Origin of the sequence: Halorubrum sp. CSM-61 (assembly GCF_003781945.1) — an archaeon.
In the GTDB taxonomy this organism is placed as follows: Archaea; Halobacteriota; Halobacteria; order Halobacteriales; family Haloferacaceae; genus Halorubrum.
The window spans coordinates 267,790-292,084 of record NZ_RJJW01000004.1 but is presented as its reverse complement, the minus strand read 5'-3'; the positions used below and the strand labels follow the sequence as shown (position 1 = coordinate 292,084).

Here is a 24,295-nt window from a genome sequence, read left to right as displayed (position 1 = left end):
CTGCCCCTTTGAGTCCCGCCCGACCGCACAGCACAGCCTCACGCCTCCCCAGCCTCGCGGCTCACGGCTCGCGGCTTCGCCGCTCGCGTTCGCCGCGTCCCTCGCGCGGCGCTCCTCGCGCCCTTATCAGGGCGCTCGGAGGCGCGCGCCACCGCGATCGGCTTACAAATCGCATCTGCACACTCAGTTTTTAAGCCACCAAACACCGACACCACCCTATGAACGAACTCGCGGACCTGACCGAAGATCTCGTCGCGATCCCGTCGCACGAGGACGAGACCGCTGCCGGCGACGCGATCGAGGAGTGGCTCCGCGCGGAGACCGACGCGCGGGTCGAGCGCGACGCGGTCGGTAACGTGATCGCTTATAAAGGCGCAACCAACGACTACGACGCCGACACGCTCGCCCTCGTGGGCCACCACGACGTGGTCCCGCCGGCCGACCGCCAGACCGCGGGGGAAGGAAACGCGGGCGAGTACGTCGTCGAGCGCCGCGACGGCCGGATCTACGGGCGCGGCGCGGCGGACATGAAGGGCGCGGTGGCGGCCTGCATGCTCGCGTTCCGCGACGCGGAGCCGCCGGCGGACCGAGAGCTCGCGTTCGCCTCGTTCGTCGGCGAGGAGGTCGGCGGGACCGGCGCGCGCCACGCGATCGACGTGGGGTTCGCCCCCGACCGCGCGGTCGTCGCCGAGGGGTCGACGAACTACTCGAAGCCGGGCGTCACCGACGTGGTCGTCGCCCACAAGGGTCGGCGCGCCTCGACGCTCGTCGCGGGCGGGACCGCGGCGCACGCCTCCGAGCCCGAGGCCGGCGAGAACGCGATCTACCGGGCGAGCGACGCGATCGACGAGGTCCGCGAGCTCGACGCTCCGGAGGCGACCGTCTTCGGCGAGTCCGTCTCCGGGTCGCTCGCGGTGACGATGGTCCACGGGGGCGAGACGTGGAACGTGATCCCGGAGCGCTGCGAGGTGACGATCGACGAGCGCACGGTCCCCGGCGACCGCGCCGATATCGACCGCGCTGCCGAGGCGGTCGACGGCGTCGACTGGGAGGTGGACCAGGACCTCCCGCCGATGGCCTGCGGCGACGACCCCTTCGCCGACGCCGCGCTCGCGGCGGCCCGCGAGGTCCACGACGACCTCGGGCTCGACGCGCCCGAACACGTCGTCAAGCCCCACGCGACCGACGCGGGCTGGCTCGCCGAGGCCGGGACGGACTGTCTCGTCTGCGGGGCCTCCGAGCCGGGCGAGGCGCACACCGAGGCCGAGAGCGTCGGGATCGACGTGCTGGATCGGTGCTACCGGATCTACGCAAACCTCGCCGAACGGGCGTTCTGACCCCGCCGAGACGCGGCGCATCGCGGGTCGTCGGGGAGCGCTCGCGATCCGTCGCCCCCGGGCGGTCGACGCCGCCGAGCGGCACGGTATGGAAGGGGTTTTATGCGCCCCGGTGGAAGTGTGCGCCACTATGGGAGACAAGTCGAAGGCTCAGAAAAAGCGTCTGGCGAAGGCGGAACGCCAGAACACCCGCGTCCCCGCGTGGGTCATGATGAAGACGGACATGAACGTCACGCGAAACCCCAAGCGGCGCAACTGGCGCCGGAACGACCTGGACGAGTAAATGTCGACGAGTGATTTCGAGGAGCGCGTCGTCACCGTCCCGCTCCGCGACGCCAACGACAAGCCGGTCCAGGAACGCGCCGACTTCGCGATGAAGATCGTCCGCGAACACCTCGCGCAGCACTTCTCCGTCGACGAGGAGGAAGTCGTCCTCGACACCTCGGTCAACGAGGCCGTCTGGGCGAACGGGCGCCAGAATCCGCCGAGCAAGGTCCGCGTCCGCGCGGCCCGGTTCGTCGAGGACGACGAGCCCGTCGTCGAAGCCGAGCACGCCGAGTAACGTGTTACGGGCGACCTTCACCGGCTCGTCGTACGTGGGCGTGTTCGCCCGCGCGATCGACGACCTCCTGTTGGTCCGGCCGGACGTCGACGAGGAGCTCGCTGAGGCGCTCGGCGAGGAACTGGGCGCCGAGCCCCTCCTCACGACGATCGGCGGGTCCAACACCGTCGGCTCCCTCGCGACGGGCAACGAGAACGGGATTCTCGTCTCCGCGCGGGCCAGAGAGCGCGAGAAGTCGCGGATCGCCGAGGCCGCCGACCGCGAGGTCGGCGAGCTCCCCGGCGAGATCAACGCGGCCGGGAACGTCGTCCTCGCGAACGACTACGGCGCCTACGTCCACCCGGACCTGCCGCGCGAGTCGATCGTGACGATCAGAGACACCCTCGACGTCCCCGTGGTCCGCGGCGACCTCGGCGACGTGCGAACGGTCGGCACCGCCGCGGTCGCCAACAACACGGGCGTGCTCTGTCACCCCCAATCGACCGAGTCGGAGCTGCAGGCGGTCGAGGAGGCGCTCGACGTGCGCGCCGACCTCGGGACGATCAACTACGGCGCGCCGCTCGTCGGTTCCGGGCTCGTCGCCACCGACGAGGGGTACGTCGTCGGCGAGGACACCACCGGTCCCGAACTCGGGCGCATAGAGGAGACGCTCGGATTCATCGACTGACCGGTTCAACCCTCGGCCGTCTACTGCGACCGAAACCCGCTCTCTGTCCGTCGGTTCTGCCTTCCTTTTAAGAACCGACGCCGAGTTGCGGGCGGTATGCCCGCAATCGAGTGTCGGTCCCTGACGAAGTACTACGGCGACGTCCGCGGGATCGAGGACGTGTCGTTCGCGGTCGAGGACGGCGAGGTGTTCGGCTTCCTCGGCCCGAACGGCGCCGGGAAGACGACCGCGATCCGCACCCTCCTCGGGTTCCTGTCGCCGACAAGCGGCGGGGCCTCGTTGCTCGGTCGCGACGCGACCGACCCGCGCGAGTCCCGCGCCGCCCGCGAGCGGATCGGCTACCTCCCGGCCGACCCGGGGCTCGACGAGGACCGCACGGCCGAGGCGTTCCTCGACCACCAGGCCGCGCTCCGGGGCTCCGGGAGCCGCGAGGCGTTGGTCTCGCGGTTCGGGCTCGACGAGTCGCGGCGGATCGGCGACCTCTCGCGGGGGAACCGGCAGAAGGTCGCCCTGGTCGCCGCGGTCATGCACGACCCGGACCTCCTCTTACTCGACGAGCCGACCTCCGGGCTCGACCCCCTCTTACAGGAGGAGTTCGCCGCGCTGGTGCGCGAGCGCGTTGCCGACGGCGCGAGCGTGCTCCTCTCCTCGCACGTCCTCGGCGAGGTGGCGGCCCTTTGCGACCGCATCGCCGTGCTCCGGGAGGGACGCCTCGCCGCGGTCGAGACGGTCGAGGACCTCCGGTCGCGGGGCGGCAAGCAGGTCCGCGTCCGCGTCGCCGAGGACGTCGCCCGCGACGTCTTCGAGGTCCGCGGCGCGATGAACCTCCGCGTCGGCGAGACCGTCTCGTTCACGTGGACCGGCGAGTACGACGCGCTGATCGACCTGCTCGACGGGTTCACCGTCCGCGATCTGGAGGTGGTCGACGCGCCCCTCGAAGAGGCGTTCATGACCTTCTACGACGGCGACGTGCCGGGGCCGGGCCGGCGGCACGAGGAGCGGAGGAGCGGAGGGAGCGCTGGGACCGACGCTGACAGCGGAGGCGGCAGGGCCGGCGAGGATCGCGACGCCGAACCGGCGGCCCCCGCCGCCGACACGGAGGCCAGCGGGGGCGACCGATGAGCGACCGCCCCGCCCCGTGGCTGGCGATCGCGCGGTACGAGGCGGCGGGGAGGGCCCGCGGTTCGGTCGTCCTGACCGGGTTGCTGTCGGGCTTCCTCCTGCTGTTTTTAGCCTTCTTCCCCTCGATGTCGACCGCCGACATCGACCTCGACGCCTACGCCGAGTCGCTTCCCCCGGCGTTCCGGGAGGCGTTCGGGATCGTCTCCCTCTCCACGATCGAGGGGTTCCTCGCGGTGGAGTTCTACCAGTTCGCGTGGCTGCTCATGGTCGGGCTCTACCTCGCGTACCTGAGCGGCGGGACGATCGCCGGCGACGTGGCCTCCGGGAGGATGGACCTCACGCTGTCCGCGCCCGTGGCGCGCCGCGACGTGGTGTTCGGACGATTCCTCGGGCTCGTGCCGCTCGTGCTCCTGTTGAACGTCGTCCTGCCGGTCGTCGCGTACGTCGGCGTGCTCGCGGTGGGCGAGGCGATCGCGATCGAGCGGCTCGTCGCCGTCCACGCGCTCGCGCTGCCGTACCACCTGTGCTGCGTCGCGTTCGGACTCGCCGTCTCGACGCTCGTTTCGCGCGCGAGCGTCGGCCAGCGGGTCGCGCTCGGCGGCCTGTTCGCGCTGTTCATGTTCGAGTCGCTCGCGGCCAGCAGCGAGTACGACCGGGCGGGGTCGATCAGCCCGACCGCCCACTACGACCCCTCCGCGGTCCTCGTGAACGCCGAGTACGACCTCGTCGGGGCGGCCGTCCTGCTCGCGGCGACCGCTGCGCTCGTTCTCCTCGCCGTCGTCCGGTTCCGGCGGGCCGACCTCGCCGGGTGACCCGCGCCTGACCGTCTCGTTTTTTAGGAAGATACTTCCCTGTCCCTGCCGGATCGGAGAACATGAGTACCTACACGGTGAGTGGACGGTTCCAGAGTCGAGACGGCTTCCAGCCGTTCACCAAGGACGTCGAGGCGGAGAACGAGGACCTCGCCCGCGAGCGCATCTACACCACGGTCGGGAGCCAGCACAGCCGGAAGCGCGCCCAGATCGAGATCGAGGAGGTGTCCGCGGCATGATGGGCGGCGGGCAACAGCAGCTCCAGCAGCTCTCCCAGGAGCTGCAGGCGCTCGACGAGGAGATCGAGGCGCTCGAGTCCGAAATCGCCGACTACCGCGAGGAGCAGTCCGACATCGACGACGCGGTCGAGGCCATCGAGACCCTCGACACGGGCGCGACGGTGCAGGTCCCGCTCGGCGGCGGCGCCTACGTGCGCGCCGAGGTCCAGGACATCGACGAGATCATCGTCTCGCTCGGCGGCAACTACTCCGCGGAGCAGAGCGAGGAGGACGCCATCGACGTGCTCGGGCGCAAGCGCGACGCGCTCGACGACCGCATCGAGGAGACGGAAGAGGAGGTCGACGAGCTCGAGAGCGAGAGCGACGAGCTCGAACAGCAGGCCCAGCAGATGCAACAGCAGATGCAGCAACAGCAGATGCAGCAGATGCAGCAACAGCAGGGCGACGAGGAGTAACGACCGACCGTGTTCGACGGACTGAAAGACAAGCTCTCCGGGTTCCGAGAGGACGTCGAGGAGAACGCCGAGGTCGAGGAGGCCGAACCCGCGGAGCAGGAAGAGTCAACGGGAGACGAGCCGGAGGCTACCGAGAGCGCCGCCGCCGAGTCCGCCGGGGACGACCGGCCCGCGGAGAGCGAGGCCGGAGCCGGCGAATCGTCCGCGGGAGTCGCCTCCGGGGACGACGACGCCGCCGTTGACGGCGAAGGCGACGACGACAACGAGCCAAGCACCTTCCAGCGCGCGAAGGCGTTCGCGACCGGCCGGATCATCATCGAGGAGGAGGACTTAGAGGAACCGCTGTGGGACCTCGAGATGGCCCTCTTAGAGAGCGACGTGGAGATGAGCGTCGCCGAGCGCATCCTCGAGACCGTCCGCGAGAAGATGCTCGGCGAGTCCCGAAAGCAGGTCGAGACGACCGGCGAGCTCGTCGAGTCGGCGCTTCACGACGCCCTCCTCGACGTGATCGCCGTCGGCCAGTTCGACTTCGAAGAGCGGATCGCGGAGGCGGACAAGCCCGTCACCATCGTCTTCACCGGCGTCAACGGCGTCGGGAAGACGACGAGCATCGCGAAGCTCTCGGAGTGGCTCGCCGACCGCGGCTACTCGTCCGTGATGGCGAACGGCGACACCTACCGGGCGGGCGCCAACGAGCAGATCCAGGAGCACGCCGACCGGCTCGACCGGGAGCTCATCTCCCACGACCAGGGCGGTGACCCCGCCGCCGTGATCTACGACGGCGTCGAGTACGCTCAGGCGAACGACATCGACGTCGTCTTGGGCGACACCGCGGGCCGGCTCCACACGAGCGATGACCTGATGGCCCAACTGGAGAAGATCGACCGCGTCGTCGACCCGGACATGACCCTGTTCGTCGACGAGGCGGTCGCGGGGCAGGACGCGGTGAACCGCGCGAAGGAGTTCAACGACGCCGCCGAGATCGACGGCGCCATCCTGACGAAGGCCGACGCCGACTCCTCCGGCGGCGCCGCCATCTCGGTCGCGTACGTCACCGGAAAGCCGATCCTCTTCCTCGGCACCGGACAGGGGTACGACGACCTCACCCTGTTCGAACCCGAGGAACTCGTCGAGAGCCTGCTCGGCGGGGACTGAGGCGGGTACTTCCGCCGTCGCGCTTTTCGGCTACCCCTCCCCGACCATCCGGTCCTCCTCGTCCCACTCGCGCTCGCGGAGCTCGTACTTCTGGATCTTTCCGGTGGCGGTCGTCGGGAGGTCGGCGACGAACTCCACCTCGCCGGGCGTCTTGTAGTCGGCGACGCGCTCGCGGACGAACGTCTTGAGATCCTGGGGCGTCGCGCCCGGGTCGTCGGGGTCGCCGCTCGTCGGGACCACGAACGCCTTCGGGGTCTCGCCCCACCGCTCGTCGGGCGCGGGGATGACGGCGGCGTCGGAGACGGCGTCGTGCTCGAAGAGGGTGTCCTCAAGTTCGATCGAGGAGATGTTCTCGCCGCCGGAGATGATGATGTCCTTCTTCCGATCTTGGATCGAGACGAAGCCGTCCTCGTCGACGACGGCCAGGTCGCCCATGTGGTAGTACCCTTCCAGCCGCTCCGAGAACGCCGCCTCGGTGGCCTCGGGCTTGTTCCAGTAGCGGTCCATCACCTGGTTGCCGCGGACGACGATCTCGCCGATCGTCTCGCCGTCGGCGGGCACGTCCTCGCCGTCCTCGTCGACGACGCGCACGTCGGTGCCGAGGTAGCCGATCCCCTGGGTCTTCTTGACCGCGAACCGGTCGTCGGAGTCGGCGTCGTAGTGGCGCTTGGCGTCCGACGTCGTCACGAGCGGTCCCGTCTCGGTCGCGCCGTACACGTGTTTGAGCTCCCAGCCGAACTCCTCCTCGACGGTGCGGATCGTCGCCTCCGGCGGCGCCGCGCCCGCGGTCGCGACGCGCACGTCGCTGTCGCCGGTCGTCGCGCCGCCGTGCTCGGCGTGGTGGTCGCCGAGCATGTTGAGCACCGTGGGGGCCGCACAGAAGTACGAGACGTCCTCCTCGCGGATCCGGTCGAACGTCTCGGCGACGTCGACGCCGCGGGTGCAGACGTGCCGGGCGCCCATCCCCGTGACCGCGTAGATGTGGCCCCACCCGTTGACGTGGAACATCGGGAGCGTCCAGAGGTAGACGTCGTCGTCGGTGATCTCCTGGTGGATCGCGATCAGGTACGCGTGGAGCGTCTCCGCGCGGTGCGTCCGACAGACGCCCTTCGGGTCGCCCGTCGTCCCCGAGGTGTAGTTGATCGTTATCACGTCGTCTTCGTCCATCTCCGGGCGCTCGTAGGCGTCGGGGTCCGCGTCGGCGAGCGCCTCGTCGAACGACTTCCAGTCGCCCGCGACCGCGTCGGCGTCGTTCGTGAGGAACGTCTCGGTCGGCACCTCCTCGCGGACCGCCTCGATGTTTTCGGCGTACTCGGCGTCGGCGTAGACGGCGTCGACGCCCGCGTCGGAGAGCATGTACGAGAAGTCGTCGGGCGTGAGTCGGTAGTTCAGCGGGGCGTGGACCGCGCCGACCTGCATCGCGCCGTAGGCGGCCTCCAAGTGGTAGTGGGTGTTCGGGTCCAACACCGCGACGCGGTCGCCCTTCTCGATCCCGCGCTCCTGCAGGGCCGCGGAGAACCGGTCCGCGCGCTCGCCCAGCTCGGCGTAGGTGTACCGCGTCCCGTCCGTGGCGAGAACGGCCTCCTCGTCGGCGTAGTGGCGCCGCGCTCGGTCCAGGAAGTCCGTCGTCAGTAGCGGTTTTCGCATCGGTTTATCACTATCTATGATGCATGAAAGCGTTTGCGGCCGATGCAAGGGAGAGACGGCCGAGCGAACACGTTCGGATCGCTCCCGTCCGCCTCGGGTTTTTAATCCGGCCTGTCCGATGTACCCGCATGAGCGACGAGACCGACCGAACTCCGTTCACCGACGGCTACGTGGTCCCGATCGCGGGACTGATGGCGCTGCTGTTCGCCCTGATGGCGGGGCTGACCGCTCAACGCGCGCTCTCGGGCGATCCCGCCGACGCCGTGTTGCCGGTCGGGTTCTCGATCGGCGCGCTCGCCGCGCTCCGGCTCCGCCAGCGGTACGCGGCGGCGAGTGTCGATTCGGACGGCGACGTCTCCGACGACGAGACCGCCTGACGGTCGCCGGCGATCGGGAGTGATAGCCTCGATCAATATATAAACGGTTCGTGGACGAATCGCACACGGGCGACGGGATCAGAACCCTTAACAGTCGCACGCGAGTTTGATACGATAGCGGGATGGGATAGCCAGGAGATTCCGCCGGGCTCATAACCCGGAGATCGGTAGTTCAAATCTACCTCCCGCTATTTTTTTTGTCGACGACAACAAACGCCGAGCGTGACGAGGCATGAACGACCTCGTCGACGAGATCGCCTCGGAGCAGTTTTGAATCAGGGAACGGGGCAGTGTGGAGGGACCGTGGTTCAGATCTACGGCGGACCAGACCGAGCATCTTGGAGCTTACCCCCGATGGGTGAGCATCGTAGACTCGTTAGAATTTCCACTTCTACCGTGGATGGCTGATGTTCAAGTAAAACCCACGGTTACCTAACTTGAGTGCATGACCGACACACAGGCTCTTATCAAAACGATTGATTTCCAACTCGATGTCCAGAGTGATAACGAGAGCCTGCTGTACGACGCCACACTCGAAGCTCGCCGGGTGTACAACGAAACGATCCGCCTTGCCAAACAAGGCGTAAACTGGGACGCGATCCCCGACCGAGTGGCAGGCAATTCCAATCTCATAAAAAACACAACTCAGCGTGTCGCCGCTAAAGCACTCGGCGCGATGGAGAACTACCACGAGTACGACGACTTCGGCCAGCCGAGCCACACCAAGGACGGCATGTACCCGCTTCGTGCGAACTACGAAGAGGGGTACAACCTGTCACTCGACGAAGGTGGAAATATTACGTTCCGCATCAGTGCAAAGCCATACCAGCATATCAAAGGAGTCCTCAAGGGATCTGATGCTCACCTTGATACACTCAAAACTGCACTAGAAAACGATGAGTGGAAAATTGGGACGGCAGAAGCTCTATTCCACAACGATGATCCTGAGTTACATGTTAACATTGCTAACACAGAACGGACTGTCCGAGGCAAGCACGACTCGCGGACCGTCGTTGGCATGGATGTGAACGAAGATAATGTGGCTCTCACTGCACTCTCTGAGAATGGCATTAAAAATTCGGTAGTTATTGACTTCCCCGAAATCAAATTTGAACGCCACCGCTACTTCACGATGCGAAAGCGCATCCAGAACGCGGGGAAAGAAAGTATCCACGACACGCTCGAAGGATGTGAGGAACGGTTCGTCCGCGACCGACTCCACAAAGTGAGTTATCATATCGTGGAGTGGATCCGTCAGTTCGAGAAACCGTGTATCGTCTTTGAAGACCTCAAAGAGATGCGCGATGGCATTGACTACGGCACGCGGATGAACCGACGTTTACACCACCTCCCGTTCCGCGCTCTCCAGTTCTATACGTCCTATAAGGCGTCGTTCAAGGGGATACCGACCACATGGATTAACCCTGAGTACACGAGTCAGCGGTGTCCGATATGCGGACACACAGAGCGTGCAAACCGTAACAAGAAACGATTCAAATGTCGGTCGTGCGGGCATCAAGACCATAGCGACCGTAGTGCAAGCGTCAACATCGGTGTGAAAGGCATCAAGAAACTCAATTGGAATGTGCCTGCTCTCAAAAGCCTCCCTCAAGTTCGGAAGGTGCGACGGCAGGCATCGGGGGCCGTGGACGCCCCGACCGTGACCCACCCGACCGTTCGAGACTACCAGACCGATGGTCGGTCGGGAGTGTACGATTAAACCACGGGAAGCCTCGGGGCAGCCGGAAGACTTCGCTTTCCGGGATGACGAGAGATCAATGGTCTCTCAAATCAGTTGTCTCCGAGGCAGTTCACCTCCCGCTACTTCTGGCAGACTGCTACCCTCCCAGCATCGTCTTTACTTTCCGGAGACGCCACCGAACCCGGAAGCGATTTCCGTCGCGCCGCCGTTCCGTCCCGTATGGACTACGAATCGAGCCTCGACCGCGCGATGGAGGAGGTTCCGGACCTCGGCGGCTCCGACGAGCGGCTGTCGGTCCCGGACCCGGAGGCGCAGAAGGACGGCGCGTTCACCCGACTGACGAACCTCTCGGCGATCGCCGACGCCCTGAGCCGCGACCCCGAACACGTCCACTCGAAGATCCAGCAGGAGCTCGGGACCGCCGGCCAGTACGAGGACGGACGGGCCCGCTACAGCGGGAACTTCCGCGAGCGCGACTTCCAGGCCGCGATCGACTCGTACATCGAGTCGTTCGTCACCTGTTCGGAGTGCGGCCTGCCGGACACCCGGCTCGAGACCGAGAACCGCACGCCGATGCTCCGGTGTGAGGCCTGCGGGGCGTTCCGACCCGTCGCCAAGCAGAACACCTCGAACACCCAGCGACAGGAGGAGGCGATCGAGTCGGGCAACACCTACGAGCTCGAGATCGTCGGCACCGGCCGCAAGGGCGACGGCGTCGCCGAGCGCGGCGAGTACACGGTCTTCGTCCCCGGCGCACAGGAGGGCGAGACGGTCAAAGCCTACATCAAGAACGTCTCCGGCAACCTCGCGTTCGCCCGCCGCGAGAACTGACGACGGACGGAGACGGGACCCGCTTTTCGGTCGTTTGCCGTTCCGCTATCCGGCGGTTTATCCGCTCGCTTCCGGAGCGTGAGCCATGGCGACTCGACTCCCCGACGACGCGCACATGGCCCCCGGTCAGGTGTACACGATCGAGCCGGAGCTGTACACCGACGAGTGCGGTTACCGCCACTCCGACACGGTGGCGATCACCGAATCGGGACCGGGCGGCTCACGAACTTCCCGCACGATATCGACCCGAACGTGACGATATCGACTCGAACGTGGTGTGATTATCGTACGCGGCCGACGACGACCCGATGACCCGTCTCCTCGGCGTGTTCTTGCTTCAGATCGTCTGCGTCGGGACTGGCGTCGAACAGCCGCTCGACCGAACACTCCCGGCAGACGACGTGGTACTGCGGTTTCTGCGTTACCGAACTCATGGAGACGACCACGGGCCGTGACGGTCTAGTTAGAAACATCATATCGGGTCGCCGGGACGGTTAGTCCGACGTTACCGCCGGGATCCGTCGGGTCGATCGGGGTCAGTCGCCGCCCGCCCGTCGCTCGAACCGATCGAGCGCGAGCCCGAGCATGTCCGGGCTCACGGGCTGGTACTCGTCGCGCTCGTGCTCCGGGAGGTACTCCCGGACGCTGTTCCACGACTCGCGGGCGTAGCGGGCGTCGAGGAGGACGCGGACCCCGCGCTCGTCCGGCCCGCGGATCACCCGGCCGACGGCCTGGCGGGCCTTCCGGACCGCGGGCACGGTGAGCGCGGTCTCGAACCCCGACTCGAACCGCCTGTCGTACGCCGTGATCACCGCTCGCGTCCGGGGACGCGCCGTGTTGATGATCGGGACGCCACAGACCACGGCGGCCGACAGCCGGTCGCCGCGGTAGTCGACGCCCTCGGTGAGCGTCCCCCGGAGACTCGTCACGAGCACCTTTCCGTCGCCCGCGAAGAAGTCGTCCTTCAGCGACTCCGTGGCGCGGTCGCCCGAGGACTCGTCGAGCAGCACCGGCTTGTCGAGCCGCTCCGAGAGCGACTCGGCCATCCACGTCGCCTCCGCGTAGCTCGGCGTCCCGACCAAGACGTTCCCCTCGCGGCCCGCCACCGCCGCGGTCGCGTCGAGGTGCGCGAGGCGGGTGTCGTTCTCCTCGCCGGGCGCGCCGCGGTTCTGATACGTGAACTTCGGCGCGTCGACCGCGAAGCTCTCGCGGTTCTCCTCGGGGAAGGAGAGTCCGTAGGTGCGCTCGACGACCGGGCGCCCTCGCTCCTCCAGGTGGTCGAGGCCGGTCACCTCGCGGAACACGTCCATCGGCTCCAGCGTCGCGCTCATCAACACGCCGCCGCCGAACTCCGCGAGCCGGTCGCCGATCGGCTCGCTCGGCAGGCAGTTGTACAGCGCGAGGCTTGCGTTGTACGCGCGCCGCCACGAATCCGGCGGCGCCGTCTCGTCCCACGTCCGCTCCAAGTCGATCGCGCGGAAGAACTCCTCGTGGTCCTCGCGGTACCACGCGTTGAGGGTGCGGCCGACGCCTGGCGCGGCGCGCTTCTTGTCCTCCTCCTCCAGCGAGTCGAGCACGCGCTTGACGACCGCGCCGACCTGCTCCGCGCGGGCCCAGACGCGGTCGCCGTACCCCTCTCGCTTCGCCCACGTCGTGATCCCGTCTTCGGCGGGCTCCTCCGGATCGCGGAGTGCGATCTCGTCGTCGTCGAGCTCCCGCATCGACGCCCGCCAGTCCGGGCGCTCTCGGTCCAGCCGCTCGGTCACCCGCCTGTCGAGCTCGCCGCGGAGGTCGGCGTAGAACTCCCGGACGGACTCGATCTCCTCGACGCTCACGTCGGCGTCCTCCAGCTCGCCGCGCACGAGCGCCGCGTCGTCCGACTCGGCGCCCGCCGTCTCGAAGGAGAGGGGCTGGACGACGCGGGTGAGCTCGTTCTCGGCGTCGCGGAGGCTGGCGTCGGCGACCCGGTCGCTCACGAGGTCCCGGACGCGCGGTTCGAGCATGTGGGCCTCGTCGCAGACGACGAACGTCGAGTCGTCTAAGAGCGCGCCCGTGAACGTGCCCGTCGTCACCGGGTCGAACGCGTGGTAGTAGTTGCCGATCACGACCTCGACCTCGGGGACGAGCGCGCCCATGATCGAGTGGGGACAGGAGCCGTGGCCGGCGGCGAGCCGGACCAGCTCCGTCGGTCCGACGTGGCCGAGCTCGGTCACATCGAACGGGACCGCCTCCGCGGGGTCGCCGTCCTCCGGAAGGTCGTCGAGGAAGCCGGCGTAGAACGGGCAGAACTCGGTGCTCTCGAACTCCTCGGTGTCCGGACGGTACGGGGTTGGCTCGCCGTCGACGGTGAGGTAGTCGGCGGCGGGCGCGTCGCTGCCGCTCGCGCCGGAGCCGGTCGCGGACCCCGAGTCCATCAGTCCGACCTGCTGGCTCTGCGCCTCGCTCACGAGGTTCGACGTCGTCGTCGCGCCGCCGTCGCCGACGAGGTTGCGGGTGCGCTCGCGGAGCCCCTCGCAGCGCTCGTACACGTTCTCGCGGTCGATCCCGCCGCGGTTCTCGCGGGCGTACGGACACACGTCGGCCTTGCCGACGAGGGTGAGCCCGGAGACCGGGTCGTAGCCGTCGGGGAGGTCCCCGTTGATCGTCTCCAGGTCCGTCTCGAACTGGCGCAGCTGCTGTTTGACGCTCGTGAGGACGAACACGCGTTCGAACTCCGAATCGGGGTCGCGCACGCGGTCGAGTCCGGCGGTGAGCGCGAGCATCGTCTTACCGGTCCCGCAGGCGCCCTCCAAGGCGAGGAAGCCGCCGTCCTCGGCGGCGTCGATCGCGGCGTCGATCCCGTCGGCCTGCTCGGGGTACGGCTCAGCGTGGCCGAAGATGTCGGTCCACGGCGGGGCGTCTGTCACTGTGGCGGCGTAGCTCCCGATCGGAGTTAAACCTTGAGAGAGCGGCGGCGGTGGGGCCCTTCTCGCTCGAGCCCGCCGCCGATCGCGACTACCCGACGATCTCGTGGAGGTCGGAGAGCCGGTCGATCTCCCACGTCGGCCAGACGTTCAGCTCCCAGTCGCGGCGGTGCGGCCGGCGGATGAACGCGGAGTCGATGCCCGCGTTCTCGGCGGCGCGCACGTCGGACTCGTTGTCGCCGACGAACAGGGCGTTGCCGGCGTCGAGATCGCCGAGCGCCTGCTCGATGTAGTGTGGGTTCGGCTTGCGGAGCTGGAGCGAGTGGATCGTGGGCTCGCGACCGTAGGCCGCGCCGAATCGCTCGAAGCCGTCGAAGTGGTCGACGAGGAAGTCGACGGTGGCCTGTTGGTTCGAGGAGACGATCCCCATCTCCACCTCGAGGCTCTGCAGCTCGTCGAGGTCGTCGTAGGGGGTCTTCCGCCCCTCGCGTGCCTCCTGCTGTTGGGCCTTCGAGACCACGTCGTCGCGGGTCCGCCAGAACGACCCCGGATCGAGGTCGTACGTCTGGCAGACGGTCCCCACGCTGCCGGGGGTCGCACCGATGGTCATGCGCTCTACGTCGTCCGGATCGGGCTCCTCGACGCCGCACTCCTCGAACGCGTCCCGGGTTGCATCCCGGAGCACGTCGAAGCGCGTGCGGCCCACGAGGACACCGTCGTTGTCGAACACGACGGTATCGTACGTCATAGGGAGTATCCACGCTCAGCGCTTAAAAGGGTTTCACCAACTCCGCGACAGGTACGGCCTCAGTTATCTTCATTTATATACGTTCGCCCCGCGTCCCGCGGTATGCGCGTCAGCGTCATCGGCGGGAGCTCGGTCCCGCCCGAGACGGCGGCGATCGCCGAGAAACTGGGGGAACAGCTCGCGAACCGCGGCCACGCGGTCGTCTGCGGCGGCCTCGGCGGCGTGATGGAAGCGGTCTGCCGCGGCGCCGCGGACGCCGGCGGGGAGGCGATCGGGATTCTCCCGACCGACCGGCGCGCGGACGCGAACCCCCACGTCACGGTCCCGATCGCGACCGGGATGGGCCACGCCCGCAACGCGCTCGTCGTGATGAACGGCGACGCCGCGATCGCCGTCGACGGCTCGTACGGCACGCTCTCGGAGATCGGACTGGCGCTCGCGCACGGGCGCGCCGTCGCCGGGCTCGACACGCACGACGTGGCGGGCGTGGAAGCGGCGGAGTCGCCGGCGGCGGCGGTCGACTACGTGGAAGGGGAGGTCGAGAAGACGCGGTGAGTCGATCGACCGAGAGCACGGACCCGTAGCTCGGTTCGCGCTCTGCCGGCGACCGCCTTCCGCGGCTATCGCTCGCGACCGTCCGAATCGGGCGTGTCAGTCGCGTCGTCGTCCCCCGCTCGCTTCCTTCCTTCCGCCTCGCGCTCGGCGTCTACCGCCGCGATGTTGCGGAAGCGGTCGGAGTCGTCGCTCGAACTCTCACCGCCGGTGCTCCCGCTATCAAGAACGTCCGGACCCCGCGTCGAGCCGCCGGGGCCACCGTATCCGTCCCCGTCGAGGGAGCCGTAATCGCGGTCGAACCGCCCGTTGGTAACCCAGAGTGCGAGGTAGCCGAACCCCATCGTTCCGACGACGAACGTCACGATCCCGCCGAGGACGGGAACGAGTCCGAGCCCCGCCCACGCGACCGCGCCGACGACGAGCGCGGTCCCGCGGTCCTTCGGGGTGCCGCTCCCGAGAGTCGACCGGATCCACGTGCCGAGGGCGATGACGGAGACGGCCGTCCCGCCGAGGCTGAGGATCCCGATGACGATCGCGGCGGGGATGACGATCACGAGACCGATGACGGTGATCGCGAGCAGGAGCATCGCGACGGCGCTTACCACGTACGCCACGAGACCGTACAGGAATGCCTCTCCGGGCTCCGCGCGGAGGTACTCGAGGCCGTCGTCGGTGAACTCCGGCGAGACGGCCGAGACGGCTGCGCAGATGAAACCGATGACGACGGCGGTCACGACGAACTCGACGACGGCCGATCCGACGAGTTCGACGCCGGTCCACTGCGGCGGGCGATCGATCGCGACGGCTACTCGTGGGGGGAGGGCTGCAACCTGTGGCGGGGCCATATGGAGGGGGATCGCTCTCGCGAGTGAAACGCCTTCCCCATTCGAAAGCGCGGATCCACTTTTCGACGAAACCGGTTAGCGGCCCCTAACCGTGCCGCCTACCAGGTGTCGTGGAACGTGTCGAACTCGATCGAGTCGAGCGGCTTCTCGCCGATCGCGGCCTCGTACTCGCCGGGGGTCAGCATCGGCTTGTGGAACCGCGGGCCGTCGTCGGTCGTGATCCGGGGACAGCCGGTGTTGACGAACGCGTCCATGTCGAAGTTTCGGAGGCGGTCCGGCGTCACCTCGTCCATCGTGATCAGGTAGGCGTTCTCGTTGTTCTCGACGATCTCCTGGGCCTTCTCCCACCGGCCCTGCCCGATCTTCGTACAGAAGATGACGCCCCACTTCTCGGCGCCCATCGCCTTGTGGACCGAGGCGTAGCGCTGCTTGAGGAACTGGTCGTGTTCGGCGACCGAGACCGCGTTGTTGACCGGGTCGGCGATGACGACGCGCTTGTCGGGGTGCTCCATCGCGAGCCCGACCGGGTGGAACTTCCCACCACCGACGTACAGCACCTGCTCGGCGTCGATGTCCGCGGAGGCGTAGTTGCAGCCGAGCACCTGTCCCTCCTTGGTGAGCCGGTCGTCGCCCCGGCGGGTGTGAACCTCGTAGCCGCGCTCCTCCAGCCAGTCGGTCATGTCCTCGAACCGGTTCATGTGCTGGGCTGTGGTGACGAGCCCGACGTCGGCGTCCTCTTCCGGTGCCGAGAGCTCCTCTTCCAGCGCGTCCTCCATGATCGGGAAGGGGTCGACGTTCGAGAAGAGGGGCACGTAGACGATGCTGTCGGACTCCTTCATCGGCGTGTGACCGAAGTGGACGAACACGTCCGTCCGGCGCATCAGGTACGTGTCGAGGTCGCAGGCGCCGTAGCAGGGCTGTCCGGACAGCATGAAGGTGACGTCGTCGGGCGCTACCTCGCGGAGGTCGTCGGCGACCTTCGGGCCGCGGCGCTTGAGTCCCTCGGGGAACTGGAGGCCGACCTTGGAGGCGTCGCGCTCCTCGATCGCCTCGACGATCCGATCGAGTTCGTAGTCCCACTCGCGGTCGTGTTTCAGGGCCATCCCCGTCTTCGTGAGGTCGCCCTCCGTGGAGCCGCTCATGTCGAACGAATTGTGCGGCAGGACGGTTAAACGGCGCGTTCGACCGCGGCGTTCGTCCGCGACGCCCGTGACGTTCGCGAACGCGGCGGTGTCTCCGGCCTCTCAGAGCGTGTCGCCCGTGAGCAGTCGACCGATCCACGCCCGCGGACCGGCGAGAAGTGCGTCCCCCTCGACGGCGACCGGATCGCGATCGACGTCGACGAAGACGCGCCCCCGGTCGTCGGGCTCGTCGCCGGCCTCGCGGGTCCAGACGAGCCGGCCGTCCGAGTCGGCCGCGCTCGCGTCGCCGCGGACCTCCCACCCGGACGCCCCGCGGACGGTCACCCGATCGGCGCCGAGGTACCGCACTCCCTCGCCGCCGATGGCGAACGGGACCGAGGGAGCGGCGGGCGTCAGCGGCGTGAACACGACGACGCCGAGGTGTCGCTCCGTGGCGTTCGGGTCCCGGTAGTCGACGAACAGCGTGTCCCCGTCGATCCGCGAGTCGACGTCTCTCGGCTCCGCGATCCCGTCGCGAGCCGCCTCGGAGGCGACCGTGCGCCGAAGGGACCCGTTCGCCGCGAGCGCGTCGCTTCCGGCCGCGAGGTCGACCTCGGCCTCCCACGTCGTCGACCCGTTCTCGCGGATCGTAACGGTCAATTCGCTCTCGCCGGCGACTACTGGCGTGCCGTCCGGCGTCGTTCGGTCGAGGTCACAGACGCCGCAGATCGGCGTCGGCGGTGCGCGAGCGTCGGCCGTCGGTGCTGCGGCGATCCCGGCCGCGAGGAGGAGGACCGCCGCCGCGGCGGCGATGGTGCGGGGACGCATGGATCGAACTCCCGGCGCGATCGTAAATAACCCATCCGCGAGCGAGCGCGGCTTGCGGCTCGATCGCTCTCCGATCGCCCGTCGGTCACGACCCCTCTCTCCGTTCCGAACCGATCGCTGCCGCGGCCGACGGATACAACTCCCGAGCCGACGAACGCCGGACACATGACCGACGTTCCGCTGGAACACGTCCACGTCGCGCCCGACGACGACCCCGAGAACGCCCCCGCCGTCTTCGTGCTGCACGGTCGCGGCGCCGACGAGGAGGACCTGCTGCCGGTGGCACAGCGCCTACCCGACGGGCTTCACGTCGTGAGCCTGCGCGCGCCCGACCCGCTGCAGGGCGGGTACACGTGGTACGAACTCGACCTGTCCGCCGGCGGCCTCGAGTCGAGCCAGCCGGACGCGGCGGACTTCCGGCGGAGCCTCGATCTGGTCGCCGAGAGCGTCGAGGCCGCGATCGAGGCCTACGACTTAGACCCCGACCGGCTCGGCCTGCTCGGGTTCAGTCAGGGGGCGATCACGAGCCTCTCGCTCGCGTTGGAGGAGCCGGACCGCTACGCGTGGGTCGCCGCGCTCCACGGCTACCTCGCGGACGCGCACGCCGACCTCGAACCCGACGGGATCGAGGGCAAGCCGGTGTTCGTCGGCGCGGGCGCCGGCGACCGCGTGATCCCGGAGTCGCGGTCTGCCGCGGCGGCCGACCGGTTCGAGGAGATCGGGGCCGCCGTCACCCGCGGGAGCTACCCGGGCGGTCACGGCATCGGCCAGCAGGAGCTTCGCGACGTGGTCGCGTTCGTGGAGTCGCAGGTCGCACGCGACGAGTGAGCGGGACGAACAGGTGCGGCCGGTCCCCGGAGACACCCCCGGCTCCGGCAGGTTGAAACCGGTCGGTCCCGAGGATCGGGTATGAGCGTCGAACACGCCTCCCCCGACGAACAGGCCACTATCGAGGACCTCGGCCGCGAGCTCGGCGAGCGCATCGCCCAGACGCGCGAGTACGAGCGGTTCGAGTCGGCCCGCGAGGCGGTCCAGCGCGACGAAGAGGTCCAGGCGAAGATCGACGAGTTCGAGCAGCTCCGCGCGGAGTTCATGCAGGCCCGAGAGACGGGGCAGGCGACGAACTCCGGGCTCCAGAAGGTGCAGGCGGCTCAGGACGAACTCCACTCGATGCCCGTCATGAGCGAGTTCCTCGACGCCCAAGAGGACCTGAACGACACCCTCGAAGCCGTGAACGAGGCCATCTCGGAGCCGCTCGCGGTCGACTTCGGCGGCGAGGCCGGCGGCTGCTGTCAGGACTGAGACGGTCCGCTCACCGCTTTTCCTCTCGCGGTCCGCGTCCCTCCCGCCTCCCGCGTTCCCTCCCCGTCCTGCCCTTTATAAGCGATAGCGACGCAACCCGTCGCGTGATAGCCGTGGCCGGTGGAAAGGGCGGAAGCGGGAAGACGACCACCACGCTGGGGCTCGCGCGGGCACTCTCGCGGCGGGGCGCGCCCGTCGTCGCCGCCGACGCGGACTGGGACCTCCCGAACCTCGCGCGGCTGGCGAGCGCGACCGACGGCGACCGCGAACGTGCCGCGGACGCGCCGACCGTGATCGACGCCGTCCGGGCCGACGGAGCGATCCGGCCGGACCGGCGGGCCCCGACGGTGCTTGCGGCGCCAGACGATCCGAGAGACACCGACGCCGGGAGAGTTCTCGGCGCGGTGGCGGAGGCGGTCCCGGACGATGCCCCGACCCTCCTCGACTGTCCGGCGGGGGCGTCGCCCGACGCCGCGGCGCCGCTCCGGGCCGCCGACCGGTGTCTCCTCGCGACGCCGCTCCGCCGGGCGGCGCTCCGCGACGCCGCGAAGACCGCGGCGCTCGCGCGTCGGCTGGACTGCCCGCCGGTCGGTGCCGTCGCCGTGCGGGCCGAGTCGGTGCCGGCGGGCGTCAGCGATCTGCTCGGTTGCCCCGTGCTCGGGCGGATACCGGTAGCCGAGCCCGAGCCGCTGTCCGACCGGTCGGTGCGGGCGGCGTACGACGACGCCGCGCGTCGTCTCGTCGACGAGCACGGAACGGACCGCTGGCGGGTCGCGTGACCGCCGGCCTCGGTTCGGATCGGACGCTCGTCCCCCACCGACAGAGCCAAACCTCCGGAGCCGGCAGCGGGTGTATGGAGACGCTCCCGACCGGGATATCCGTGCTGGACAGGGAGTTCGGCGGCGGACTCCCGAGCGGCAGCGTCGTCGTGTTGAAGGCGGACCCCGCGAGCCAGTCGGAGCTGATCGTGGACCGGTTCTCGCGCCCGCGGGAGTGCCGCTACCTCACGACGGTGCGCTCGGCCGACGCGGTCGGGGAGAGCCTCACGCTCGGCGGGTCGGGCGGAAACGCGGACGCCGAAGGCGACGGGGACGAAGGCGAAAGGGCGGCCACCGAGACCGTCGTCGAGGAGACGGACCGCGAGAGCCCGATCGACGACGTGCTGGCGGCCGCCGCCGACCTCCCGGAACGCGGCACCCTCGTCGTCGACTCCGTCGAACCGCTGGAGGCGGCCGACCGGTCGCGATACGGCTCGTTCCTCACCGACCTCCGCCGACGCGTCGCCGACACCGGGGGAATCGCGGTGATACACGCGTTCAAGGGAGACACCGGACGAAACCGAGTCGTCACCGAGCAGGTCGCGGACGTCGTCTTCGACCTCCAGACGACGGTGACGGGCACGGAGATCGTGAACCGGCTGATCGTGCCGAAGTTCCGCGGCGGCGCGGCGCTCGAAGAGCCGCTCAAGCTGAAGCTCACCGATACGGTGTCGGTGGACACGAGCCGGGACATCGCCTGAAGCGACGCATTTTCGAATTTCTGCCTACAGTGCGGCGGACGCGACGACGACGATCACGCCGACGACCGCCGCCGCGACCGCCCAGTTCCGCGGATCGTCGCGGGGACCGTACGGCCCGCCTTTCCGCGAGAAGAGGTAGACGGCGTACACCGCGAGCGGCGCCAGCGTCGGCAGGGTCGGCACGTCGACGACGCCGGCGACGCCGGACAACAGGGCGACCGCGATCGTCGTCGCACCGGCGCTCGCGGCGACGAGGAGGTCGCTGCGCGCACGTTCGATTTCCATGTCTCTGGGTGGGTCGACCGCGGTTCAAAAGGGATCGGTTCGCGTTCCGCACCGCCGCCCCGGTCGGCTCGGTCGGTCCGGACGATTCCGAGCGTCCGACCGACTCGACCGGAGTACGGCTTACTCCTCGTCGATCTCGTCGACGATCTCGTCGGCGTCGACGTCGACGTCCTCGAGCGCCTCCTCGATGTCCTCGGCGCCGGCGCCGCCGCCCATCCCGCCCATCATGCCGCCGAGACCGCCCATACCGCCGCCCTCGATGACCTCCTCGACGACGACGCGGTCGAGGTCGAGCCGGCTCATGAGATCCTGTGCGATCTGCTGTTTCTGGAACATCCACTGCTGGTTCATCTGCATCGCCTGCGTGGCCGTCACGTAGAGGACGTCCTTCTCGACCTCCTCGGTCTCGACGGTCTCCTCGCCGTCGTCGTCCTCGGTGACGCTCTCCTCCTCCTCGGTGACCGTCTCGATCCGGACCTCGGGCGCCTCCTGGAGGTACATCCCGAGCATGCCGGCGGCCTGCTGTTCGCGGTCGTCGATCTGCTCTAAGATCTCGTACTCGTACTCGAGGTCCTCGCCGGCCAGCGGGTGGTTGAAGTCGACGCGGGCGCGGCCGCCGATGATGGTCTCGAGATAGCCCTGCTGGTTGTCGATCTGGACCTGCGCGCCGGGGTACCGGCTGTCCTCGGGGATCTTGTCGGCCTTGACGGTCTCGACCTCGTCGGGGTCGTACGCGCCGAAGGCGTCCTCGGCGGGCACGTCGACGACGCCCTCGTCACCGACCTCGGCGCCGATGAAGGCCTCCTCGACGGACGGGAACACGTGCCCGGCCCCCAGCGCGATGATGCGGGGCTCGAACTCGTGTTCCTCGGTGTCGATCTCGGCGTCCTCGGCGATCTCCTCGTCGGTGGTGTCGATGACGCGGTCGTCATCGGCGGTTCGAATCGTGTACGCGACTCGCACGAAGTCGCCGTCGGCGAGTCCCTCGGTCTCGGCCTCGTCTGCGTCCTCGGCCGCGTCCGCTTGCTCCTGATCGCTCATACCCTGAAGGTCTCCTGTTACACCCTTAAGGAGCACGGTTCGACCCGGCGGGGTTCACTCCGGCGACGCCCGCGTCGCGTCGAGCTCACGTCCCGCGGCGCTTAAGAACGCGCCCGGCGGAATCCGGGTATGTACGAGGTCGAGATCAAGGTCCCGGCCGACGTCGACGCCGTCCGGGAACGACTGCGCGAGGCCGGCGCCGAGCGCGTCGACGCCCGCCGCCAGCGCGACGCGTACTACGACGCCCCGCACCGCGACTTCGCCGAGACCGACGAGGCGCTCCGGGTCCGACGGGAGTCCCCGCTCCCGGACGGGATCGGGGGCGAGGCCGAGTCCGCGCCGGCGGGCGCGGATCCGGCTCCGGAGACGACGAAGCTCACCTACAAGGGTCCGCTCCTCGACGAGGGCTCGAAGACGCGCGCGGAACACGAGACCGAAGTCGACGACGGCGAGGCGATGGCCGGCGCCCTCTCGGGACTCGGGTTCGAGCCGGCTGCGGTCGTCGAGAAGCGCCGCGAGTTCTGGTCGTTCGCGGGGTTCACCGTCACCCTCGACCGCGTCGAGGGAGTCGGCGAGTTCGTCGAGATCGAGCGCGAGGTCGACGACGAGGGCGCGATCGAGGCCACGCGCGACGAGGCGTTGGCGGCCCTCGATCGGCTCGGGCTCGACGGCGACTCGCAGGTCCGCACGTCGTACCTCGGGCTGTTGCTGGCGGACGGCGAGGGGAGCGAGTGAGGCGCCCCGCGTTCGGTTTTACTCCTCTTCTTCCGGTCGCTTCTCCGAGAGCACGGTCCGGTCGAACTCGCAGACGAGCACGTCGTCGTCCCCCTCGATCACCTTGAACGCCTCCACGTGCATCGTGACCACCCCGCGCTCGCCGTCGCTCGTCTCCCGCTTGTCCGTGACGGTCGACCGCGCGCGGATCGTGTCGCCGTGGAACACCGGATTCGGGTGCTCGACGTCGTCGTACGAGAGGTTCGCGACGATGGTGCCGTCGGTCGTCTCCGGGATCGACACCCCCACCGCGAGCGACATGGTGTAGAGCCCGTTGACCAGCCGCTCGCCGAACTGGGTCCTTTCGGCGAAGTCGGCGTCGAGGTGGAGCGGCTGCTGGTTCATCGTCATGTCGCAGAAGCGCTGGTTGTCGGCCTCGCTTATCGTTCGCCGCTTCGCGTGGTCGATCGTCTCGCCGACCGCGAACTCCTCGTAGTAGCGTCCGGGCATGGGCCGACCGTCGGCGGGCGACGCCAAATCGGTACCGCTCCTTCGACCGGGCGGCCCATCGACCGGGCGACTCGTCGGGCGACGCCCCGACCTCGCGGAGGCGCCGCCGGGACGATTTATATCCATGCGCGCGGACCGCTCGACATGGCACGACGAAGCCTCCTGTTCTCGCCCGGCGACCGCCCGGAGCTCATGCGCAAGGCCCCCGGCGCCGGCGCCGACGTGATCTGCTTCGACCTCGAGGACGCGGTCGCGCCCGACCGGAAGGCCGAGGCCCGCGAATCGGTCCGCGCGGTGCTCGCGGATTCCGACTTCGGCCCCGACGCGGAGGTGTGCGTCCGGCTCACCGCGTCGGATCCCGCCGCCGACCTCGACGCGCTGGTGGGAGCGGGTAAGGGCGGGCGATCCGAGACGCCCGCCGGCCTCCGCCTCGACGCGGTCATGCTCCCGAAGGTGGAGTCGCCCGATCGCGTCGCGGAGGCCGCGTCGCTCTGCGCGGACCGCGGGCTCGACCCGGCCGTGTTCGCCCTCGTCGAGACCGCGGCGGGAGTACTCTCGGCGGAGTCGATCGCGGCCGCCTCCGCGACCGACGCGCTCGTCTTCGGCGCCGAGGACCTCGCGGCCGACGTGGGCGCGACTCGCACCGACGAAGGGACGGAGGTACTGTACGCCCGCGAGCACGTCGTCCTCGCGGCCGGCGCGGCCGAGGTCGACGCGATCGACACGGTGTACACCGACTTCTCCGACGCGGACGGGCTCCGCGAGGAGGCCGCGTTCGCGCTCACGCTCGGCTACGACGGGAAGCTCGCGATCCACCCGGCCCAGGTCGACCCGATCAACGCGGCGTTCACGCCGGACCCCGAGGAGGTCGAGTGGGCGGAGCGAGTGCTCGACGCCCGCGACGCCGCGGACCGCGAGGGGCGCGCCGTCTTCCGGGTCGACGGCGAGATGATCGATGCGCCCCTGATCGCGCAGGCGGAGCGGATCGTCGAGCGCGCCGGCGCGGGCGATCGATAGG

General features: G+C 68.9%; 29 protein-coding genes, 1 tRNA gene and 1 pseudogene. 21 read left to right on the top strand and 10 right to left on the bottom strand.

Annotated elements, in window-relative coordinates; genetic code table 11:
- The first annotated feature begins 218 nt into the window (after positions 1–218).
- From EDM04_RS09400 to ftsY, 9 genes are all read left to right on the top strand, one after another.
- Positions 219–1,337: a M20 family metallopeptidase gene (locus tag EDM04_RS09400; protein ID WP_123621423.1), complete on the top strand. Its 1,119-nt coding sequence runs from the start codon at positions 219–221 to the stop codon at positions 1,335–1,337.
- Positions 1,338–1,467: 130 nt separating this feature from the next.
- Positions 1,468–1,620: a 50S ribosomal protein L39e gene (locus EDM04_RS09395; protein WP_004050128.1), complete on the top strand. Its 153-nt coding sequence runs from the start codon at positions 1,468–1,470 to the stop codon at positions 1,618–1,620.
- The gene (locus EDM04_RS09390; protein WP_123621421.1) at positions 1,621–1,899 is read left to right on the top strand and encodes a 50S ribosomal protein L31e; all 279 of its coding nucleotides are present in this window, start codon (positions 1,621–1,623) and stop codon (positions 1,897–1,899) included.
- Between the two features lies 1 nt (position 1,900).
- Positions 1,901–2,566 carry a translation initiation factor IF-6 gene (locus EDM04_RS09385; RefSeq protein WP_123621419.1) on the top strand — a complete coding sequence of 222 codons (666 nt, stop codon included), beginning with the start codon at positions 1,901–1,903 and terminating at the stop codon, positions 2,564–2,566.
- Positions 2,567–2,662: 96 nt separating this feature from the next.
- Positions 2,663–3,688, top strand: coding sequence for an ABC transporter ATP-binding protein (locus EDM04_RS09380; protein ID WP_123621417.1), 1,026 nt, complete (start codon positions 2,663–2,665; stop codon positions 3,686–3,688).
- Positions 3,685–4,500, top strand: a complete 816-nt coding sequence (locus EDM04_RS09375) for an ABC transporter permease (protein WP_123621415.1) — start codon at positions 3,685–3,687, stop codon at positions 4,498–4,500. Before EDM04_RS09380 ends, EDM04_RS09375 begins: the two co-directional genes overlap by 4 nt.
- Positions 4,501–4,562: 62 nt before the next feature.
- Positions 4,563–4,739, top strand: coding sequence for a 50S ribosomal protein L18Ae (gene rpl18a / locus EDM04_RS09370; protein WP_123621413.1), 177 nt, complete (start codon positions 4,563–4,565; stop codon positions 4,737–4,739).
- Complete coding sequence (gene pfdA / locus EDM04_RS09365; protein WP_123621535.1) at positions 4,739–5,194, top strand: prefoldin subunit alpha; 456 nt, start codon at positions 4,739–4,741, stop codon at positions 5,192–5,194. Before rpl18a ends, pfdA begins: the two co-directional genes overlap by 1 nt.
- A 9-nt stretch (positions 5,195–5,203) precedes the next feature.
- Positions 5,204–6,349 (top strand): signal recognition particle-docking protein FtsY, encoded by a 1,146-nt coding sequence (gene ftsY / locus EDM04_RS09360; protein WP_123621411.1) that lies wholly within the window; start codon positions 5,204–5,206, stop codon positions 6,347–6,349.
- A 30-nt stretch (positions 6,350–6,379) separates the two neighbouring features.
- On the opposite strand, the gene EDM04_RS09355 is transcribed toward ftsY, so the two are convergent.
- Complete coding sequence (locus tag EDM04_RS09355; protein WP_123621409.1) at positions 6,380–7,996, bottom strand: long-chain-fatty-acid--CoA ligase; 1,617 nt, start codon at positions 7,994–7,996, stop codon at positions 6,380–6,382.
- Between the two features lie 128 nt (positions 7,997–8,124).
- Between EDM04_RS09355 and EDM04_RS09350 the strand changes: the two genes are divergently transcribed.
- The 5 genes and pseudogenes from EDM04_RS09350 to EDM04_RS09330 all read left to right on the top strand — a co-directional run.
- Entirely contained in the window at positions 8,125–8,373 is a 249-nt protein-coding gene (locus EDM04_RS09350) for a hypothetical protein (protein ID WP_123621407.1), read from the top strand.
- Between the two features lie 116 nt (positions 8,374–8,489).
- A tRNA-Met gene (locus EDM04_RS09345) sits at positions 8,490–8,564 on the top strand.
- 254 nt (positions 8,565–8,818) lie between these two features.
- Positions 8,819–10,093 carry an RNA-guided endonuclease TnpB family protein gene (locus tag EDM04_RS09340; RefSeq protein ID WP_123621405.1) on the top strand — a complete coding sequence of 425 codons (1,275 nt, stop codon included), beginning with the start codon at positions 8,819–8,821 and terminating at the stop codon, positions 10,091–10,093.
- A 201-nt stretch (positions 10,094–10,294) separates the two neighbouring features.
- Positions 10,295–10,906: a translation initiation factor IF-2 subunit beta gene (locus EDM04_RS09335; RefSeq protein WP_123621403.1), complete on the top strand. Its 612-nt coding sequence runs from the start codon at positions 10,295–10,297 to the stop codon at positions 10,904–10,906.
- Between the two features lie 103 nt (positions 10,907–11,009).
- Positions 11,010–11,218: pseudogene (locus EDM04_RS09330) on the top strand (hypothetical protein); the annotation flags it as partial.
- Here EDM04_RS09330 and EDM04_RS18510 read toward each other — a convergent pair.
- From EDM04_RS18510 to EDM04_RS09320, 3 genes are all read right to left on the bottom strand, one after another.
- Complete coding sequence (locus tag EDM04_RS18510; protein ID WP_164471112.1) at positions 11,188–11,340, bottom strand: hypothetical protein; 153 nt, start codon at positions 11,338–11,340, stop codon at positions 11,188–11,190. The pseudogene EDM04_RS09330 and the gene EDM04_RS18510 overlap by 31 nt on opposite strands.
- Positions 11,341–11,442: 102 nt before the next feature.
- A complete protein-coding gene (locus EDM04_RS09325) occupies positions 11,443–13,812 on the bottom strand; it encodes an ATP-dependent DNA helicase (RefSeq protein WP_123621401.1) in 2,370 nt (789 codons plus the stop codon).
- Positions 13,813–13,900: 88 nt separating this feature from the next.
- A complete protein-coding gene (locus EDM04_RS09320) occupies positions 13,901–14,557 on the bottom strand; it encodes an HAD family hydrolase (protein ID WP_123621399.1) in 657 nt (218 codons plus the stop codon).
- A gap of 102 nt (positions 14,558–14,659) precedes the next feature.
- Here EDM04_RS09320 and EDM04_RS09315 point away from each other — a divergent pair, with 102 nt between their 5' ends.
- On the top strand, positions 14,660–15,112 hold the full coding sequence (locus tag EDM04_RS09315; protein WP_123621397.1) for a TIGR00725 family protein: 453 nt from the start codon (positions 14,660–14,662) through the stop codon (positions 15,110–15,112).
- A 65-nt stretch (positions 15,113–15,177) separates the two neighbouring features.
- Here EDM04_RS09315 and EDM04_RS09310 read toward each other — a convergent pair whose 3' ends face one another.
- The 3 genes from EDM04_RS09310 to EDM04_RS09300 all read right to left on the bottom strand — a co-directional run bounded on the left by EDM04_RS09310 (position 15,178) and on the right by EDM04_RS09300 (position 17,906).
- The gene (locus EDM04_RS09310; protein ID WP_123621395.1) at positions 15,178–15,957 is read right to left on the bottom strand and encodes a hypothetical protein; all 780 of its coding nucleotides are present in this window, start codon (positions 15,955–15,957) and stop codon (positions 15,178–15,180) included.
- A 98-nt stretch (positions 15,958–16,055) separates the two neighbouring features.
- A complete protein-coding gene (gene dph2, locus EDM04_RS09305; protein ID WP_123621393.1) occupies positions 16,056–17,099 on the bottom strand; it encodes a diphthamide biosynthesis enzyme Dph2 in 1,044 nt (347 codons plus the stop codon).
- A gap of 102 nt (positions 17,100–17,201) precedes the next feature.
- Positions 17,202–17,906: a hypothetical protein gene (locus tag EDM04_RS09300; RefSeq protein WP_123621391.1), complete on the bottom strand. Its 705-nt coding sequence runs from the start codon at positions 17,904–17,906 to the stop codon at positions 17,202–17,204.
- 165 nt (positions 17,907–18,071) lie between these two features.
- Between EDM04_RS09300 and EDM04_RS09295 the strand changes: the two genes are divergently transcribed.
- The 4 genes from EDM04_RS09295 to EDM04_RS09280 all read left to right on the top strand — a co-directional run bounded on the left by EDM04_RS09295 (position 18,072) and on the right by EDM04_RS09280 (position 20,727).
- Positions 18,072–18,734: an alpha/beta hydrolase gene (locus tag EDM04_RS09295; RefSeq protein WP_123621388.1), complete on the top strand. Its 663-nt coding sequence runs from the start codon at positions 18,072–18,074 to the stop codon at positions 18,732–18,734.
- A gap of 81 nt (positions 18,735–18,815) precedes the next feature.
- A complete protein-coding gene (locus EDM04_RS09290; RefSeq protein WP_123621386.1) occupies positions 18,816–19,208 on the top strand; it encodes a YlbF family regulator in 393 nt (130 codons plus the stop codon).
- A gap of 104 nt (positions 19,209–19,312) precedes the next feature.
- On the top strand, positions 19,313–19,987 hold the full coding sequence (locus tag EDM04_RS09285) for a helicase HerA-like domain-containing protein (protein WP_206424445.1): 675 nt from the start codon (positions 19,313–19,315) through the stop codon (positions 19,985–19,987).
- A 74-nt stretch (positions 19,988–20,061) separates the two neighbouring features.
- Entirely contained in the window at positions 20,062–20,727 is a 666-nt protein-coding gene (locus EDM04_RS09280; RefSeq protein ID WP_123621384.1) for a transcriptional regulator, read from the top strand.
- Positions 20,728–20,751: 24 nt separating this feature from the next.
- On the opposite strand, the gene EDM04_RS09275 is transcribed toward EDM04_RS09280, so the two are convergent.
- Complete coding sequence (locus EDM04_RS09275) at positions 20,752–21,012, bottom strand: hypothetical protein (protein WP_123621382.1); 261 nt, start codon at positions 21,010–21,012, stop codon at positions 20,752–20,754.
- A gap of 120 nt (positions 21,013–21,132) precedes the next feature.
- Positions 21,133–22,053, bottom strand: a complete 921-nt coding sequence (locus tag EDM04_RS09270; RefSeq protein WP_123621380.1) for a peptidylprolyl isomerase — start codon at positions 22,051–22,053, stop codon at positions 21,133–21,135.
- 129 nt (positions 22,054–22,182) lie between these two features.
- Here EDM04_RS09270 and cyaB point away from each other — a divergent pair, with 129 nt between their 5' ends.
- Positions 22,183–22,788: a class IV adenylate cyclase gene (gene cyaB / locus EDM04_RS09265; RefSeq protein ID WP_123621378.1), complete on the top strand. Its 606-nt coding sequence runs from the start codon at positions 22,183–22,185 to the stop codon at positions 22,786–22,788.
- Between the two features lie 18 nt (positions 22,789–22,806).
- Here cyaB and EDM04_RS09260 read toward each other — a convergent pair whose 3' ends face one another.
- Positions 22,807–23,277: a MaoC family dehydratase gene (locus EDM04_RS09260; RefSeq protein WP_123621376.1), complete on the bottom strand. Its 471-nt coding sequence runs from the start codon at positions 23,275–23,277 to the stop codon at positions 22,807–22,809.
- 144 nt (positions 23,278–23,421) lie between these two features.
- On the opposite strand from EDM04_RS09260, the gene EDM04_RS09255 reads away from it, so the two are divergent.
- Entirely contained in the window at positions 23,422–24,294 is an 873-nt protein-coding gene (locus EDM04_RS09255; protein WP_123621374.1) for a CoA ester lyase, read from the top strand.
- The last annotated feature ends 1 nt before the right edge of the window (position 24,295 follow it).

Coding starts and splice junctions, on each gene's coding strand:
- EDM04_RS09400 (WP_123621423.1), top strand. CDS start 219: ATGAACGAACTCGCGGACCTGACCGAAGATCTCGTCGCGATCCCGTCG.
- EDM04_RS09395 (WP_004050128.1), top strand. CDS start 1,468: ATGGGAGACAAGTCGAAGGCTCAGAAAAAGCGTCTGGCGAAGGCGGAA.
- EDM04_RS09390 (WP_123621421.1), top strand. CDS start 1,621: ATGTCGACGAGTGATTTCGAGGAGCGCGTCGTCACCGTCCCGCTCCGC.
- EDM04_RS09380 (WP_123621417.1), top strand. CDS start 2,663: ATGCCCGCAATCGAGTGTCGGTCCCTGACGAAGTACTACGGCGACGTC.
- EDM04_RS09375 (WP_123621415.1), top strand. CDS start 3,685: ATGAGCGACCGCCCCGCCCCGTGGCTGGCGATCGCGCGGTACGAGGCG.
- rpl18a (WP_123621413.1), top strand. CDS start 4,563: ATGAGTACCTACACGGTGAGTGGACGGTTCCAGAGTCGAGACGGCTTC.
- pfdA (WP_123621535.1), top strand. CDS start 4,739: ATGGGCGGCGGGCAACAGCAGCTCCAGCAGCTCTCCCAGGAGCTGCAG.
- EDM04_RS09355 (WP_123621409.1), bottom strand. CDS start 7,996: ATGCGAAAACCGCTACTGACGACGGACTTCCTGGACCGAGCGCGGCGC.
- EDM04_RS09350 (WP_123621407.1), top strand. CDS start 8,125: ATGAGCGACGAGACCGACCGAACTCCGTTCACCGACGGCTACGTGGTC.
- EDM04_RS09340 (WP_123621405.1), top strand. CDS start 8,819: ATGACCGACACACAGGCTCTTATCAAAACGATTGATTTCCAACTCGAT.
- EDM04_RS09335 (WP_123621403.1), top strand. CDS start 10,295: ATGGACTACGAATCGAGCCTCGACCGCGCGATGGAGGAGGTTCCGGAC.
- EDM04_RS18510 (WP_164471112.1), bottom strand. CDS start 11,340: ATGAGTTCGGTAACGCAGAAACCGCAGTACCACGTCGTCTGCCGGGAG.
- EDM04_RS09320 (WP_123621399.1), bottom strand. CDS start 14,557: ATGACGTACGATACCGTCGTGTTCGACAACGACGGTGTCCTCGTGGGC.
- EDM04_RS09315 (WP_123621397.1), top strand. CDS start 14,660: ATGCGCGTCAGCGTCATCGGCGGGAGCTCGGTCCCGCCCGAGACGGCG.
- EDM04_RS09310 (WP_123621395.1), bottom strand. CDS start 15,957: ATGGCCCCGCCACAGGTTGCAGCCCTCCCCCCACGAGTAGCCGTCGCG.
- dph2 (WP_123621393.1), bottom strand. CDS start 17,099: ATGAGCGGCTCCACGGAGGGCGACCTCACGAAGACGGGGATGGCCCTG.
- EDM04_RS09300 (WP_123621391.1), bottom strand. CDS start 17,906: ATGCGTCCCCGCACCATCGCCGCCGCGGCGGCGGTCCTCCTCCTCGCG.
- EDM04_RS09295 (WP_123621388.1), top strand. CDS start 18,072: ATGACCGACGTTCCGCTGGAACACGTCCACGTCGCGCCCGACGACGAC.
- EDM04_RS09290 (WP_123621386.1), top strand. CDS start 18,816: ATGAGCGTCGAACACGCCTCCCCCGACGAACAGGCCACTATCGAGGAC.
- EDM04_RS09280 (WP_123621384.1), top strand. CDS start 20,062: ATGGAGACGCTCCCGACCGGGATATCCGTGCTGGACAGGGAGTTCGGC.
- EDM04_RS09275 (WP_123621382.1), bottom strand. CDS start 21,012: ATGGAAATCGAACGTGCGCGCAGCGACCTCCTCGTCGCCGCGAGCGCC.
- EDM04_RS09270 (WP_123621380.1), bottom strand. CDS start 22,053: ATGAGCGATCAGGAGCAAGCGGACGCGGCCGAGGACGCAGACGAGGCC.
- cyaB (WP_123621378.1), top strand. CDS start 22,183: ATGTACGAGGTCGAGATCAAGGTCCCGGCCGACGTCGACGCCGTCCGG.
- EDM04_RS09260 (WP_123621376.1), bottom strand. CDS start 23,277: ATGCCCGGACGCTACTACGAGGAGTTCGCGGTCGGCGAGACGATCGAC.
- EDM04_RS09255 (WP_123621374.1), top strand. CDS start 23,422: ATGGCACGACGAAGCCTCCTGTTCTCGCCCGGCGACCGCCCGGAGCTC.